16 protein-coding genes and 1 pseudogene are annotated in these 14,370 nt (G+C 72.3%); 16 read left to right on the top strand and 1 reads right to left on the bottom strand.

What is annotated here, in order from left to right; translation table 11 throughout:
* Positions 1 to 147: 147 nt before the first annotated feature.
* Positions 148 to 1,011 carry an SAM-dependent methyltransferase gene (locus tag ACZ59A_RS13660; RefSeq protein WP_470957562.1) on the bottom strand — a complete coding sequence of 288 codons (864 nt, stop codon included), beginning with the start codon at positions 1,009 to 1,011 and terminating at the stop codon, positions 148 to 150.
* A gap of 263 nt (positions 1,012 to 1,274) precedes the next feature.
* On the opposite strand from ACZ59A_RS13660, the gene proS reads away from it, so the two are divergent.
* The 16 genes and pseudogenes from proS (at position 1,275) to dprA (ending at position 14,303) form a co-directional block, all read left to right on the top strand.
* A complete protein-coding gene (gene proS / locus ACZ59A_RS13665) occupies positions 1,275 to 2,690 on the top strand; it encodes a proline--tRNA ligase (RefSeq protein ID WP_470957565.1) in 1,416 nt (471 codons plus the stop codon).
* A 205-nt stretch (positions 2,691 to 2,895) separates the two neighbouring features.
* Positions 2,896 to 3,489, top strand: coding sequence for a hypothetical protein (locus ACZ59A_RS13670; RefSeq protein ID WP_468042313.1), 594 nt, complete (start codon positions 2,896 to 2,898; stop codon positions 3,487 to 3,489).
* Between the two features lie 155 nt (positions 3,490 to 3,644).
* On the top strand, positions 3,645 to 4,088 hold the full coding sequence (rpsP, locus tag ACZ59A_RS13675) for a 30S ribosomal protein S16 (RefSeq protein WP_385439403.1): 444 nt from the start codon (positions 3,645 to 3,647) through the stop codon (positions 4,086 to 4,088).
* Positions 4,089 to 4,090: 2 nt separating this feature from the next.
* Entirely contained in the window at positions 4,091 to 4,330 is a 240-nt protein-coding gene (locus ACZ59A_RS13680; RefSeq protein ID WP_003958958.1) for an RNA-binding protein, read from the top strand.
* An 83-nt stretch (positions 4,331 to 4,413) separates the two neighbouring features.
* Positions 4,414 to 4,989, top strand: a complete 576-nt coding sequence (gene rimM, locus ACZ59A_RS13685) for a ribosome maturation factor RimM (RefSeq protein ID WP_470957568.1) — start codon at positions 4,414 to 4,416, stop codon at positions 4,987 to 4,989.
* Positions 4,986 to 5,828 (top strand): tRNA (guanosine(37)-N1)-methyltransferase TrmD, encoded by an 843-nt coding sequence (trmD, locus tag ACZ59A_RS13690; RefSeq protein WP_470957570.1) that lies wholly within the window; start codon positions 4,986 to 4,988, stop codon positions 5,826 to 5,828. Before rimM ends, trmD begins: the two co-directional genes overlap by 4 nt.
* A 132-nt stretch (positions 5,829 to 5,960) precedes the next feature.
* A complete protein-coding gene (gene rplS, locus ACZ59A_RS13695; protein ID WP_468042320.1) occupies positions 5,961 to 6,311 on the top strand; it encodes a 50S ribosomal protein L19 in 351 nt (116 codons plus the stop codon).
* A 62-nt stretch (positions 6,312 to 6,373) separates the two neighbouring features.
* Positions 6,374 to 7,210: a signal peptidase I gene (gene lepB / locus ACZ59A_RS13700; RefSeq protein ID WP_470957572.1), complete on the top strand. Its 837-nt coding sequence runs from the start codon at positions 6,374 to 6,376 to the stop codon at positions 7,208 to 7,210.
* A pseudogene (lepB, locus tag ACZ59A_RS13705) lies at positions 7,203 to 8,277 on the top strand (signal peptidase I). Before lepB (ACZ59A_RS13700) ends, lepB (ACZ59A_RS13705) begins: the two are co-directional and overlap by 8 nt.
* Entirely contained in the window at positions 8,192 to 9,232 is a 1,041-nt protein-coding gene (lepB, locus tag ACZ59A_RS13710; protein WP_470957929.1) for a signal peptidase I, read from the top strand. The pseudogene lepB (ACZ59A_RS13705) and the gene lepB (ACZ59A_RS13710) overlap by 86 nt, the downstream one beginning before the upstream one ends.
* Positions 9,233 to 9,323: 91 nt before the next feature.
* The gene (gene lepB / locus ACZ59A_RS13715) at positions 9,324 to 10,079 is read left to right on the top strand and encodes a signal peptidase I (protein WP_470957574.1); all 756 of its coding nucleotides are present in this window, start codon (positions 9,324 to 9,326) and stop codon (positions 10,077 to 10,079) included.
* The gene (locus tag ACZ59A_RS13720; protein ID WP_470957576.1) at positions 10,072 to 10,590 is read left to right on the top strand and encodes an NUDIX hydrolase; all 519 of its coding nucleotides are present in this window, start codon (positions 10,072 to 10,074) and stop codon (positions 10,588 to 10,590) included. The genes lepB (ACZ59A_RS13715) and ACZ59A_RS13720 overlap by 8 nt, the downstream gene beginning before the upstream one ends.
* A 39-nt stretch (positions 10,591 to 10,629) precedes the next feature.
* Positions 10,630 to 10,938, top strand: a complete 309-nt coding sequence (locus ACZ59A_RS13725; protein WP_004944840.1) for a DUF2469 domain-containing protein — start codon at positions 10,630 to 10,632, stop codon at positions 10,936 to 10,938.
* Positions 10,939 to 11,067: 129 nt separating this feature from the next.
* Positions 11,068 to 11,427: a YraN family protein gene (locus tag ACZ59A_RS13730; protein WP_468042328.1), complete on the top strand. Its 360-nt coding sequence runs from the start codon at positions 11,068 to 11,070 to the stop codon at positions 11,425 to 11,427.
* Positions 11,428 to 13,050 (top strand): YifB family Mg chelatase-like AAA ATPase, encoded by a 1,623-nt coding sequence (locus ACZ59A_RS13735; protein WP_470957579.1) that lies wholly within the window; start codon positions 11,428 to 11,430, stop codon positions 13,048 to 13,050. It abuts the gene before it with no gap.
* A complete protein-coding gene (gene dprA / locus ACZ59A_RS13740) occupies positions 13,050 to 14,303 on the top strand; it encodes a DNA-processing protein DprA (RefSeq protein ID WP_470957580.1) in 1,254 nt (417 codons plus the stop codon). The genes ACZ59A_RS13735 and dprA overlap by 1 nt, the downstream gene beginning before the upstream one ends.
* Positions 14,304 to 14,370 lie beyond the last annotated feature (67 nt).

Below are 14,370 nucleotides of genomic sequence, written 5' to 3' on the forward strand. Positions count from 1 at the left end.
GCGTTTTCGACCCACCCGGGGCCAGCAAGGGCGGCAAGGACTTAAACCCCCCCGAGGAGTAAAAGAAGTGAAGGGGCGAAACCGCCCGAACAACGACCGGGTGCGCGGCCCCTACAACGGACGGCGGGGCCCCCCGCACCCGTATGTTCAGGCGCGCGCGATCAGATAGCGCAGTACGTTCGGCATCCACACCGTCCCGTCCGCCCGCTGATACGGATGCAGCGCCTCCGCTATCTCCTTGCGCACCTGTGTCGGATCGGTCGCCCGCTCCGCGGCGTCGAACAGCCCCGTCGACAGCAGCCCGCGCACCGCGCTGTCCAGGTCGGCGTACCCGAACGGGCAGGCCACCCGCCCCGATCCGTCCGGCCGCAGCCCGGCCCGCTCGGCCAGCGTCTCCAGGTCGTCCCGGCCGCACGGCCGCCAGCGCCCGGGGGCGCACATCGGGTCGGCGAGCCGGGCGCCCACCCGTAGCACCGACGAGGTGGCGCACCGCTCCGGCGGACCCCACCCGGCCAGCACCACCGCGCCGCCGCGCTCGGCGAGCGCCGCGGCCGCCGTGAGCGAGGACACCGCCGCGTCGAGCCCGCCGGGGCCGCCCGCCACCGGGGAGCCCGCCATCGGGGCGGCGGGCAGTGGCTCGAAGGCGGTCACCACGGTGAAGCGGGAGCCCGCCGCCGCATCCCGCGCGCACGCCGACTCCGGACCGCCGAACCCCAGCCGCACCGGGGCGGCCAGCCGCTCCCGCGCCAGCGCGAGGCGCGGCTCGTCCGTGTCGACCCCGCAGACGGCGGCGCCGCGCCCGGCCGCCATGAGGAGGGCGAGTCCCGAGCCGCAGCCCAGGCCCAGCAGTCGCGTGCCGTCGCCGACGTCCAGCCGTTCGTACACGGCCTCGTACAGCGGCACCAGCATCCGCTCCTGGATCTCCGCCCAGTCGCGGGCGCGGGCGTGGTGGTCCGCCGTGCGCTGCGAGGAGGGGTGCGGGTGGCGCCGCCGTACGAGCGTAGATGTCATCGAAAGGGCCCCAATCAGCGAAGAGCAGTGCCGTCGTCAGATCCCCCGGCGTTGCGCGCTTGGTGCGTCCCACCCCCGTATGCCAGAGAACTCCGCATCCGTCCCCGCGTCCAGAGCTTTCACGGCCGTGCTTGCGTGCCCCCTCCGTGCGCCCCCGCACGCCTTCGCGTCCGCCCCGCTCCCGGCCCCGCCCCGGGGCGCCGCGACCGCCCCCGGGCATTATTCGCGCGCCTCGGAGATCGCCGCCGCCTACGATCGGCCGCATGGCCAAAGCACCCGTTCTCACCCCTCGTGCGGTGGATTTTCCGCGCTGGTACCAAGATGTGATCAATAAGGCCGAGCTGGCCGAGAACGGTCCGGTGCGCGGCACCATGGTCATCCGACCGTACGGATACGGGCTGTGGGAGGGCATGCAGCGCGATCTGGACGCCCGGATCAAGGCGGTGGGCGTCCAGAACGCCTACTTCCCCCTTTTCATCCCGCAGTCGTATCTGACGCGGGAGGCCGAGCACGTCGAGGGCTTCGCGCCCGAACTCGCGGTCGTCACCCACGGCGGCGGCAAGCAGCTGCAGGAGCCGGTGGTGGTCCGGCCCACCTCCGAGACGATCGTCAACGAGTACTTCTCGAAGTGGGTGCAGAGCTACCGCGATCTGCCGCTGCTGATCAACCAGTGGGCCAATGTGGTGCGTTGGGAGCTGCGGCCCCGGCTGTTCCTGCGGACGACGGAATTCCTCTGGCAGGAGGGCCACACCGCCCACGCTACCTACGAGGACGCCCGGGAGTTCGCCGCCCGCATCCACCGCGACGTCTACGCCGACTTCATGGAGAACGTGCTCGCCATGGACGTCGTCCTGGGGCGCAAGACCGCCCGCGAGCGCTTCGCCGGTGCCGTCAACACCCTCACTCTCGAAGGGATGATGGGCGACGGCAAGGCGCTGCAGCTGGGCACCAGCCATGAGCTGGGCCAGAACTTCGCCCGCGCCTTTAATACCCGCTATCTGTCCAGGACCGGCGAACAGGAGCTGGTCTGGCAGACGTCCTGGGGCAGCACGACCCGCATGATCGGCGCGCTGGTGATGATGCACGGCGACGACGACGGGCTGCGGCTGCCGCCCCGGCTGGCGCCGGTCCAGGCCGTCGTCCTCGCGGTCAAGGGCGACGACGCGGTGCTCGCCGCGGTCCGCGAGACGGGCGACCGGCTGGCGGCGGCGGGCGTACGGGTGCGGATCGACGACCGCGCGGACCTCCCCTTCGGCCGCCGCGCCGTCGACTGGGAGCTGCGGGGCGTACCGGTGCGCGTCGAGATCGGTCCGCGGGATCTGGAGGCGGGCACCGCCACGCTCGCCCGGCGGATTCCCGGCGGCAAGGAGCCGGTGCCCACCGATCTGCTGGCCGAGGCGGTGCCGAAGGCGCTGGAGGAGGACCAGGCGCTGCTGCTGCGCCAGGCCCGGGAGCGGCGCACGGCGCGCACGGTGGAGGTGCGGACCGTGGAGGAGGCCGCGGAGGCGGCGGCCGCGGGCGGCTGGGCGCGCATCCGGTGGGCCGACCTGGGCCCGGAGGGTGAGGCCGCGCTCGCCGAGCGGGCGGTGTCCGTACGGTGTCTGGTCACCGAGGACGGGGCGGTGCCGGACGCCGATGACGCGCCGGGTAACGTCGCCTACGTGGCGCGCGCCTACTGATCGGCGCGGAACCCGCGAGCCGGTGTCTACGGGCCGGGCCGTACGAGGCGGTACGTACCGCCTTGGTGTGCGGTGGGCGGCTCATCCATGCATGTGCGCACCCGCCCTCGTCGCGACGCATCAGCGCTGAACTGACTGGTACGTGCAAATTATTTGAGATGCCCCGGAATCGGAACACCGGGCGGCTCCTGCTCGTTAGCACGACGTGAGCACGACACCACCTGTACTCGCCGCAGAGCTGGCACAGGCGTGGGCCGATATTCAACGGCACCACCCCGAGCTGCCAGATCTCGCCGCGCCCGAATCGCTGATCGGAGAGTCGTCGTCCGCATGTGGCGCCGAGCTCTCCTTCGAACGGCTGCTGCACGAGGCAGTCCATGGCATCGCCGCCGCCCGCGGTGTCCGTGACACCTCGCGCGCCGGCCGCTACCACAACCGCCGGTTCCTGGCGATTGCCGAGGAGCTGGGGCTTGACCACTCCGAGGAGCCGCATCCCAGCAGCGGCTTCTCGCTGGTCACCCTCAGCCCCGAGGCGAGAAAGCGCTATCGGACCACGATCGACCGGCTGCACCGCGCCCTCAAGGCGCACACCGTCGCCACCGGGGCCGAGACCTCCCGTGCCTTCCGCGGCCCCGCCGCGCGGCACGGTTCGTCCGGGGGCGGTGTCCGGGTCAAGGCGGTGTGCGACTGCGGGCGCAACGTCCGCGTCGTTCCGTCCGTGCTGGCCCAGGCGCCGATCATGTGCGGCGGCTGCGGGAAGCCGTTCCGGATCCCGGACGCGGTGGCCGCGGTCGGCTGACCGGCCACGGTGTGGCAGAATGGTCCGCTGTACTCGACAGCCGACCAGGACCCCTCTCTCCTCCGGCTGACGCGTCCATCGGGCACTCGGGTACCGCAACCCCACGCGGCACTTCGCAGTGCTCAACCACGTCAAGACCAGGAGACACCACTTCCGTGGCAGTCAAGATCAAGCTGAAGCGTCTGGGCAAGATCCGTTCGCCTCACTACCGCATCGTCGTCGCCGACTCCCGTACCCGCCGTGACGGCCGGGCCATCGAGGAGATCGGCCTGTACCACCCGGTGCAGAACCCGTCGCGCATCGAGGTCGACTCGGAGCGTGTGCAGCACTGGCTGAAGGTCGGCGCCCAGCCGACCGAGCCGGTGCTCGCCATCCTGAAGGTCACCGGTGACTGGCAGCAGTTCAAGGGCCTGCCCGCCCCGGCGCCGATGAAGGTCGCCGAGCCGAAGGCCGACAAGCGCGCCCTGTTCGAGGCAGCCGCCAAGGACGCTGGTGACGAGCCGAAGGGTGAGGCCATCACCCCGAAGGCGAAGAAGTCCGAGAAGAAGTCGGACGAGGCGGCCGAGGCCGCTGAGTCCACCGCCTCGACCGAGGCCTGAGGATGCTCGAGGAAGCCCTCGAGCACCTGGTGAAGGGCATCGTCGACAACCCCGACGACGTGCAGGTCGCCTCGCGCAACCTGCGTCGCGGGCGCGTGCTCGAGGTCCGGGTGCACCCCGATGACCTGGGCAAGGTGATCGGCCGCAACGGCCGCACCGCCCGCGCGCTGCGCACCGTCGTGGGCGCCATCGGCGGCCGTGGTATCCGCGTCGACCTCGTCGACGTGGATCAGGTCAGCTGAAAGGCGATCAAGAGGAGCACCGGCACGGGCCGGGGAGGGCTTTGGGCCGTCCCCGGCCCGTGTGCGTGAAAGGGACATGCATCGTGCAGTTGGTTGTCGCGCGGATCGGCCGTGCCCATGGCATCAAGGGCGAGGTCACCGTCGAGGTGCGCACGGACGAGCCCGAGCTGCGGCTCGGCCCGGGCGCCGTACTGGCCACCGAGCCCGCCTCGGCCGGACCGCTGACCATCGAGACCGGCCGGGTGCACAGCGGTCGGCTGCTGCTGCGCTTCGAGGGGGTGCGGGACCGTACGGGCGCGGAGGCGCTGCGCAACGTCCTGCTCATCGCGGAGGTCGACCCCGACGAGGTCCCCGAGGACCCCGAGGAGTACTACGACCACCAGCTGATCGACCTCGACGTGGTCACCGTGGACGGCACGGAGGTCGGCCGGATCTCCGAGATCTCCCATCTCCCGTACCAGGACCTGCTGATCGTGAAGCGGCCCGACGGCAGCGAGGTGATGATCCCGTTCGTCTCCGCGGTGGTGCCGGAGATCGACCTCGAAGAGCAGCGCGCGGTCATCGACCCGCCGCCGGGACTGCTGGACGAGGCCGAGGCGGAGATCGCGAGCAGCCGTGACGACGCCTCCGCGAGCGACGCCGAGGACGCGTCGTCATGAGGCTCGACGTCGTCACGATCTTCCCGGAGTACCTGGAGCCGCTGAACGTCTCGCTGGTCGGCAAGGCACGCACCCGCGGCGTGCTGGACGTCCGCGTGCACGACCTGCGCTCCTGGGCGCACGACCGGCACAACACGGTGGACGACACCCCGTACGGCGGCGGCCCGGGCATGGTCATGAAGCCGGAGCCCTGGGGCGAGGCGCTGGACGAGGTCATCGCGTCGGGCGAGGGCGAGGGGCTGCCCAAGCCGACGCTGGTGGTGCCCACCCCGAGCGGTCGCCCGTTCACCCAGACCCTTGCGGTGGAGCTGTCGAAACGCCCCTGGCTGGTCTTCGCGCCGGCGCGCTACGAGGGCATCGACCGGCGGGTGATCGAGGAGTACGGGGAGCGGCTGGAGATCCACGAGGTCTCCATCGGCGACTACGTCCTGGCGGGCGGGGAGGCCGCGGTCCTGGTGATCACGGAGGCCGTCGCCCGGCTGCTGCCCGGGGTGCTGGGCAACGCCGAGTCGCACCAGGACGACTCCTTCGCCCCGGGTGCGATGGCCGATCTGCTGGAGGGCCCCGTCTACACCAAGCCCCCCGAGTGGCGCGGCCGGGACATCCCGGAGGTGCTGGTCAGCGGCCATCACGGCAAGATCGCCCGGTGGCGCAGGGACGAGGCGTTCCGCCGTACCAGTGCCCACCGCCCCGATCTGATCGAACGCTGCGACCCGGCGACGCTCGACAAGCACGACCGGGCGCTCCTGGCCGAGCTGGGCTGGGAGGAGCTGCCCGGAGCGGGCGGAACCGGGGGACGGGCCCGATTTGGGCGGCCGGACCAGGCCGTGGAAGAATAGGCCGCTGCCGTACGTCCGGGTGTGCGCCCCTGCCACAGGGGGACCGACGCCCACCCGATGAGGGCGGCACTCCCATCAACATTCCGATATGCCGCTGATGACCTGTGGCATCAGCGAGGAAAGCAGACGATCATGACTCACCTGCTCGACAACGTCGACTCCGCGTCGCTGCGCAGCGACATCCCGGCCTTCCGCCCCGGCGACACGGTCAACGTCCACGTCCGCGTCATCGAGGGCAACCGCTCGCGTGTGCAGCAGTTCAAGGGCGTCGTCATCCGCCGCCAGGGCTCCGGCGTGCGGGAGACCTTCACCGTCCGCAAGGTGAGCTTCAGCGTCGGCGTCGAGCGCACCTTCCCGGTGCACACCCCGATCGTCGAGAAGATCGAGGTCGTCACCCGCGGTGACGTGCGCCGTGCGAAGCTGTACTACCTGCGTGACCTCCGCGGCAAGGCCGCGAAGATCAAGGAGAAGCGCACCAACTGAGTTTTGCTCGACTGCTGAGCTCCCGTCGGATGCCCCAGCCGGGCCGGATAGGCTCTGGCCCGATGGACATCGAAGGACGGCTCGCGGAGCGCGATCGCTCCTCCTGCTCCGACCCGGAGCACGAGGAGCGATCGCGCTCTTCGCATATCCCGGAGGAGCCCCCCGCGGAGCAGCCTCCCGCCCGGCGCCCGCGGGTGTGGCCGCCCGGCAACCGGCCGTGGCGGCGCGCCGCGCTCCTCGCGGCCGCCTCCATGGTGCTGGTCCTGCTGGTGAGCGGGTTCGTGGTGCAGCCGTTCCAGATTCCCAGCGGCTCCATGGAGAACACCCTGCGCCCGGGGGACCGGGTGCTGGTGAACAAGCTCGCCTACGGTTTCGGGGACGATCCGCGCCGCGGCGACGTTGTCGTCTTCGACGGCACGGGCTCCTTCTTCCAGGAGGAGTCGTCCGGGAACCCGGTGACCGGTGTGCTGCGCAAGGCGGCCGCGGCGGTCGGCCTCGCCGAGCCCGCCGAGACCGACTACATCAAGCGGGTGGTGGGCGTCGGCGGTGACCGGGTCGTCTGCTGCGACAAGCGGGGGAGGATCGAGGTGAACGGGCGGCCCGTGAACGAGGACTACCTGTACCCCGGGGACAGCCCCTCGCGGGTGCCGTTCGACACCGTCGTACCCGAAGGGCGGCTGTGGGTGATGGGCGATCACCGCAGCGCCTCCCGGGACTCCCGCGACCACCTCGGCGAGCCGGGCGGCGGCACCGTCCCGGTGGACCAGGTGATCGGGCGGGCCGACTGGATCGGCTGGCCGTTCGGCCGGTGGTCCCGCATCCGGGGCCCGGAGGTCTTCGCTCACGTTCCCGGACCCGGCGGGGCGGGGGGCGCGGTCCCGGGCGGTGCGCATGGGTAACCGCGGCCGCCCTCGCTCCGGCGCTCGCCGGGCGGGCCCCGACACCGCCCCCGCCGCGACCGCGCCGCCGCGCGAGCCGGGGCAGCGGCGGCTCGCCACGCGCGCGGAGCGGCGCCGGGTGCAGCAGCGGATCAAGCGCAGAAGGCGCCGTTCCGCCGTGCGGGAGATACCGATCCTGATCGGTGTGGCGCTGGTGATCGCGCTGGTCCTCAAGACCTTCCTGGTGCAGGCGTTCGTGATCCCGTCCGGCTCGATGGAGCAGACGATCAAGATCGGCGACCGGGTGCTGGTCGACAAGTTCACCCCGTGGTTCGGCTCCAAGCCGACGCGCGGGGACGTGGTGGTGTTCAAGGACCCCGGTGGCTGGCTGGAGGACGAGCGGAAGCCCCCCAAGGACGATCCGCCGGTCATCAAGCAGGGCAAGGAGTTCCTGACCTTCATCGGCCTGCTGCCCTCGTCGGACGAGCAGGACCTGATCAAGCGCGTGGTCGCGGTCGGCGGCGACACGGTGGCCTGCTGCGACTCGAGCGGCAAGGTCACGGTCAACGGGACGCCGCTGAACGAGTCGTATCTGTACCCGGGGAACGCGCCGTCGCAGCGCAAGTTCAAGGTGACCGTCCCGCAGGGGCGGATGTTCATGATGGGCGACCACCGGGCCAACTCGGCGGACTCCCGGGTCCATCTCGGGGAGGCGTACCAGGGCACCGTCGCGGACGAGAGCGTGGTGGGCCGCGCCGTGGTGATCGCCTGGCCGTTCGGCCACATGCAACAGCTGGACGAGCCCGGAACGTATGCGTCCGTGCGGGACGCGCCGAGTGGGGCGTCACAGGCGAGCGGTGCGCCGCATAGGGTGTCCCCCATGGATCGGCAAGGAATGATCCAGCTCCCGACCCCTGCGGAACTCCCGCTCGTTATGGGAGTGGTGGGCCTGCGCCGTTCGTGGAGCAGGCGGCAGCGGCGTGAGGAGTGAATGTGGGGGACTTGGCGGTCGGAGCGCGATCCGGTCACGAAGAGCCCGAGAGGCGGCCCGGGACGACGGGGGAGGGGACCACGGACCAGGCGTCTGAAGCGCCCGGGGCGTCCTCGGCACCGGGAGGGGCTCCCACGGCGGAACCGGCTGACGCGCAGTCCTCCGGCCCGTCCGGTCCGTCCCGGCCGGGGCCCGGGGCCGGGCCCGGCGCGGAGCGGGAGACCGGCTCCGCGGAGGACGGCAAGGAGCCGGGGGCCGGGCGGCGGCCCGCGAAGGGGCGGAAGGTGCGCTCCTTCTGGAAGGAGCTGCCGATCCTGATCTTCATCGCGCTGGTGCTGGCGCTGCTGATCAAGACCTTCCTGGTGCAGGCGTTCTCGATCCCGTCCGACTCGATGCAGAACACGCTGCAGCGGGGCGACCGGGTGCTGGTGGACAAGCTCACTCCGTGGTTCGGCTCGAAGCCGGAGCGCGGCGAGGTGGTCGTCTTCCATGACCCGGGCGGCTGGCTCGGGGAAACCCAGACGCAGGACTCGGGCCCGGTCGCCGAGGGCATCCAGGAGGCGCTCAGCAAGGTCGGCCTGATGCCGTCCGCCGACGAGAAGGACCTGATCAAGCGGGTCATCGCGGTCGGCGGGGACACCGTCTCGTGCAAGCGCGGCGGCAAGGTGATGGTCAACGGCAAGGCGCTGGACGAGCCGTACATCTTCCCCGGGAACACGCCCTGTGACGAGAAGCCGTTCGGCCCGGTCAAGGTGCCCAAGGACCGGATCTGGGTGATGGGCGACCACCGCCAGGACTCGCTGGACTCCCGCTACCACCAGAACCTGCACAACGGCACCGTCTCGGTCGACGACGTCGTCGGGCGCGCGATCGTGGTCGCCTGGCCGGTCAACCGCTGGTCCGCCCTGTCGGTCCCGGACACCTTCGACCAGCCGGGGCTGAGCGCGGCGGCAGCCATGGCCCCCTCGGCGCTCGGGCTCGCGGGCGCGGTGCCGCTCGTGCTGTGGCGTCGTCGCAGGCAGGCGGCGAAGGTGGCGGGGACGGCTGACTGACGCCCCGTACCGCGGGTAAGGTGCGATCCCGTGCCTCAGGGCATGCGGAACATGACCTTCTATGTCTGCTGGACACGGTGGGAGCACTGGAATGAGCGATGCCCGAGGGGCGGGGGGCGGCAGGCTGGGCGCCGTGCTGTCCGGGCTGGCGGTGGCCGTCGGCTGTGTGCTGTTCCTGGGCGGCTTCGCCTGGGGCGCGGTGCTCTACAAGCCGTACAGCGTCCCGACGGACTCGATGTCGCCGACCATCGGCAAGGGCGACCGGGTGCTCGCGGAGCGCATCGACGGCGGTGAGGTGCACCGCGGCGATGTGGTCGTCTTCCAGGACGAGATCTGGGGCGCCCTGCCGATGGTGAAGCGGGTCATCGGGGTCGGCGGCGACAAGGTCGTGTGCTGCGACAAGCAGAACCGCATCACCGTCGACGGCAAGGTGCTCGAAGAACCGTATCTTCAGGCCAAGGAACCGGCCTCGATGACCCGGTTCACCACCACCGTGCCCAAGGGGCGCCTGTTCCTCATGGGCGACCACCGCAGCGACTCCCTCGACTCCCGGGTGCACCTCACCGACAGCAGTCATGGAGCGGTCCCCACGGACGCCGTGACGGCCCGGGTGGACGCCACCGCCTGGCCGCTGGGGTCCTTCGGCATGATGGGGCGCCCGGAGGTGTTCGAGGAGCTGCCGGGCGGGGTCTCGCAGCCCGGTCCGCTCCGGCTCGTATTGGTCTCGGTCCTGACCGGCGCCGTGCTCATCCTGGGAGGTGCGGCCCACGGGCCGGTCGCGCGCCGGATGGGAGGCGGCGCCGCCCGGCGGAACGAGACGCGGGAGAAGGTGGCGGCCAGTGGCTGACGAGGCCCAGGAGACCGGCGGAGACGGGACGCGGCTGCGGAAGGTCGCCCGGGTGGTGCTGCTCGACCCGCGGGACCGGATCCTTCTGCTGCACGGCTTCGAACCGGACGACCCCTCGCGGACCTGGTGGTTCACCCCGGGCGGCGGGCTGGAGGGCGACGAGAGCCGCGAGCAGGCCGCCCTGCGCGAGGTGGCGGAGGAGACCGGGATCACCGATGTCCGGCTCGGCCCGCTGCTCTGGCGGCGCGTCTGCTCCTTCCCGTTCTACGGCCGGCGCTGGGACCAGGACGAGTGGTACTACCTGGCCCGTACGGAGCAGACCACGACGCGTCCGGAGGGGCTGACGGAGCTGGAGCGGCGCAGCGTGACCGGGCTGCGCTGGTGGACGCTGGAGGAGCTGGCCGGGGCGACCGAGCCGGTGTACCCGACCCGGCTCGTGGAACTGTTGCGTACGCTGCTCGACGAGGGACCGCCCAGTACACCGGTGATCCTGGAGACTGAGCGCGTCTGACGCACAATGGGGGGACGCACGGCTGAAGGGGAACATGCCATGAGCGCCGAGGACCTCGAGAAGTACGAGACCGAGATGGAGCTGAAGCTCTACCGGGAGTACCGCGACGTCGTCGGTCTGTTCAAATACGTGATCGAGACCGAGCGCCGCTTCTATCTCACCAACGACTACGAGATGCAGGTGCACTCGGTCCAGGGTGAGGTCTTCTTCGAGGTGTCGATGGCGGACGCCTGGGTCTGGGACATGTACCGACCAGCGCGGTTCGTCAAGCAGGTACGCGTACTCACGTTCAAGGACGTGAATATCGAGGAGCTGAACAAGAGCGACCTCGACCTTCCCAGCGGCTGATCCGCCGGGGGCTGGCTCACTCTTCCGGGTGGCCGAGTTGTCCACCAAAGCCGGGTCGTCCACAGAAATCCACCAAGATCCCTGAATTCGGGGCGGGCGGGTCACAGTCGGTGCCGGAGGTGGTGCCGAATGAACGCCCGGGGAGCACTGGGCCGCTACGGCGAGGATCTGGCGGCACGCCGGCTGGCCGAGGTGGGGATGACCGTCCTGGAGCGCAATTGGCGGTGCCGGGACGGCGAGATCGACATCGTCGCGCTGGATGCCGGGGCGCTGGTCGTCTGCGAGGTCAAGACGCGTCGCGCAGAGGGTTACGAACCTCCGGCGGCGGCGGTCGGGCCCCGCAAGACCGACCGGCTGCGGCGGCTCGCCGAGCGCTGGCTGGAGCGGCACGGCGGCCCGCCGCCGGGAGGCGTGCGGATCGACCTGGTGGGCGTGGTGCTGCCGCGGCGCGGTGCGCCCGTGGTCGAGCATCTGCGGGGGGTGGTCTGAATGGGATTCGCCCGCACCTGCTCGGTCGCGCTGGTCGGGGTCGACGGCGTGGTGGTCGAGGTCCAGGCCGATCTGGAGCCCGGCGTGGCTGCCTTCACCCTGGTCGGCCTGCCCGACAAATCCCTGGTGGAAAGCCGGGACCGGGTCCGCGCGGCCGTGGTCAACTCCGGAGACGCCTGGCCGCAGAAGAAGCTCACGGTCGGGCTCAGCCCGGCCTCCGTCCCCAAGGGCGGCAGCGGCTTCGACCTGGCCGTGGCCTGCGCGGTGCTCGGCGCCGCCGAGCGCATCGACCCGCGGGAGATCGCCGATCTGATGATGATCGGGGAGCTGGGTCTGGACGGCCGGGTCCGGCCCGTGCGCGGGGTCCTGCCCGCCGTGCTCGCGGCCGCCGAGGCCGGATACCGGCAGGTCGTCGTCCCGGAGCAGACCGCGGCCGAGGCATCCCTGGTCCCGGGCATCTCGGTGCTCGGGGTGCGGAGCCTGCGTCAGCTGGTCGCGGTCCTCACCGACGAACCGGTGCCCGAGGAGGACGAGCCGCTGGAGGCCGGGCGGCCCGATCCGATGCTGGCGGGGCTCGCCATGCCCGGCGCGGGCATGGGCACCGGAGTGGCCGCGCTTCCCGGGTCCGGGGTGGGGCGGCCCGATCTGGCCGAGGTCGCCGGGCAGCGGGCCGCCCGCACCGCGCTGGAGGCCGCCGCTGCCGGGGGCCACCATCTGTTCCTGGTGGGGCCGCCGGGCGCCGGGAAGACGATGCTCGCCGAGCGGCTGCCCGGGCTGCTGCCGCCGCTCACCCAGCAGGAGGCGCTGGAGGTCACCGCCGTGCACTCGGTGGCCGGGGCGCTGCCACCGGGCCAGCCCCTGGTGGAGACACCGCCGTACTGCGCACCGCACCACTCGGCGACCATGGCCGCCCTGGTCGGCGGCGGCAACGGGCTGCCGCGCCCGGGCGCGGTCTCCCTCGCCCACCGGGGGCTGCTCTTCCTGGACGAGGCACCCGAGTTCAGCGGCCGGGCCCTGGACGCCCTGCGGCAGCCGCTGGAATCGGGCCATGTGGTGGTCGCCCGCTCCGCGGGCATGATGCGCATGCCCGCGCGCTTCCTCCTCATGCTGGCCGCCAACCCCTGTCCGTGCGGGCGCCACGGGCTGATGGGGGACGGCTGCGAATGCTCGCCCTCGACGGTCCGCCGCTATCAGTCGCGGCTCTCCGGCCCGCTGCTGGACCGGGTCGACCTGCGCGTCCGCGTCGAGGCGGTCAGCCGGGCCGAGCTGACCGGGGCGGTCGGCGCGGCGGAGGGCACCGCCTCGGTCGCGGCCCGCGTGCGCGAGGCGAGAGAGCGGGCCGCCGCGCGCCTCGCGGACACCCCCTGGCGGCTGAACAGCGAGGTGCCGGGCCATGAGCTGCGCACCCGCTGGCAGCCCTGCCCCGGGGCGCTCCGCGAGGCCGAGCGCGACATGGAGCGCGGGCTGCTCACCGCCCGCGGCCTTGACCGGGTGCTGCGGGTCGCCTGGACCGTCGCCGACCTCGCCGGGCACGACCGGCCGCTGGCGCCGGACATCGCCCAGGCACTCCAGCTGCGCACCGGAGTGGCCCGCGGGGTGCCGGTCGGCGCGGGGGAGTGCTGATGGCCGCCTGTCCGGTGGGCGGTCCGCCCGCGGCACCCGCGATGCCATCCGCCGGGGACCCCGGGCCGGGCGTGGGGGACGAGGAGCGGCTCGCCCGGGCGGCCCTCACCCGGCTCGTGGAGCCTGGCGACGAGGCGGTGGGGCGCTGGCTGCGCCGCCTGGGGCCGGTCGGGCTGCGCCGGGCGCTCACCGGGCAGGCCCCGCCGCCGTCCGGGGCGAGCGCGCAGCGGCTGGCCGGATGCGCGCTGCGGGCCGGTGGGCTCGACCCCGCGGCCGACCTCGGCCTGATCGCCGCCCGCGGCGGGCGGTTCATCTGCCCCGGGGACATGGAGTGGCCCGGTCAGCTCGACGACCTCGGGGACGCTCGCCCGGTCGGGTTATGGGTGCGGGGCCCCGCGTCGCTGCGCATGTGGGCGCTGCGCTCGGTCGCGGTGGTGGGAGCGCGCGCCTGCAGCGACTACGGCGCGCATGTCGCGGCGACGATGGGCTCCGGGCTCACCGAGCGTGGCTGGGTGGTGGTCTCCGGCGCGGCCCAGGGGGTGGACGGCGCGGCACACCGCGGGGCGCTCGCCGCGGGCGGGGCCACCGTCGCGGTGCTCGCCTCCGGGGTGGACACCCCTTATCCGCGGGGGCACGCCGAGTTGATCGAGCGCATCGCGGAACAGGGGCTGGTACTGGCCGAGTTGCCGCCCGGGGCGCATCCCACCCGCAGCCGCTTCGTGCTGCGCAACCGGGTCATCGCCGCCCTCACCCGCGGCACGGTCGTCATCGAGGCCGAGTACCGCAGCGGATCGCTGGCCACCGCGCGCCGGGCACAACAGCTCGGCCGGTCCACCATGGGAGTGCCCGGCCCGGTCACCAGCGGGCTTTCCGCGGGGGTCCATGAACTGCTGCGCGGCGAGGCCGTCGTGGTCACCGACGCCGACGAAGTGGTCGAGCTGATCGGCGGCATCGGAGACCTCGCGCCCGTCCGGGAAGGGCCCCTCGTCGAGCGGGACCTGCTCGATCCCGTGACGGCACGGGTGCTGGAAGCGTTGTCGGCACAGGGCGGCAACGAAGGACATGAGGTGGCCAGGGATTCCGGGACGAGCTGCGAGGAGGCCGTGGGCCGGCTCTACGAACTGCTCGCCCTGGGTTTCGTCGAACGCCATGGCGACCGCTGGCAGTTGGCGCCGCCCGCACGCCGGAGTGACGGCACACGGCGAGGCGATCCCCCAAATCGGGGCAATCGGGTGAAAGGGTTGAGGCGATGACCGTATCCGCACACCGCCGAGCCGCTTCCCTTCGCATACCGCGACGTCACAGTCACGCTACGCTCAC

This window comes from Streptomyces sp. NPDC040405 (genome assembly GCF_055595765.1).

Excerpts from the sequence above, each read along its gene's own strand:
- ACZ59A_RS13660 (WP_470957562.1), bottom strand. The coding sequence starts at position 1,011 with ATGACATCTACGCTCGTACGGCGGCGCCACCCGCACCCCTCCTCGCAG.
- proS (WP_470957565.1), top strand. The coding sequence starts at position 1,275 with ATGGCCAAAGCACCCGTTCTCACCCCTCGTGCGGTGGATTTTCCGCGC.
- ACZ59A_RS13680 (WP_003958958.1), top strand. The coding sequence starts at position 4,091 with ATGCTCGAGGAAGCCCTCGAGCACCTGGTGAAGGGCATCGTCGACAAC.
- trmD (WP_470957570.1), top strand. The coding sequence starts at position 4,986 with ATGAGGCTCGACGTCGTCACGATCTTCCCGGAGTACCTGGAGCCGCTG.
- rplS (WP_468042320.1), top strand. The coding sequence starts at position 5,961 with ATGACTCACCTGCTCGACAACGTCGACTCCGCGTCGCTGCGCAGCGAC.
- lepB (WP_470957572.1), top strand. The coding sequence starts at position 6,374 with ATGGACATCGAAGGACGGCTCGCGGAGCGCGATCGCTCCTCCTGCTCC.
- lepB (WP_470957574.1), top strand. The coding sequence starts at position 9,324 with ATGAGCGATGCCCGAGGGGCGGGGGGCGGCAGGCTGGGCGCCGTGCTG.
- ACZ59A_RS13725 (WP_004944840.1), top strand. The coding sequence starts at position 10,630 with ATGAGCGCCGAGGACCTCGAGAAGTACGAGACCGAGATGGAGCTGAAG.
- ACZ59A_RS13730 (WP_468042328.1), top strand. The coding sequence starts at position 11,068 with ATGAACGCCCGGGGAGCACTGGGCCGCTACGGCGAGGATCTGGCGGCA.
- ACZ59A_RS13735 (WP_470957579.1), top strand. The coding sequence starts at position 11,428 with ATGGGATTCGCCCGCACCTGCTCGGTCGCGCTGGTCGGGGTCGACGGC.
- dprA (WP_470957580.1), top strand. The coding sequence starts at position 13,050 with ATGGCCGCCTGTCCGGTGGGCGGTCCGCCCGCGGCACCCGCGATGCCA.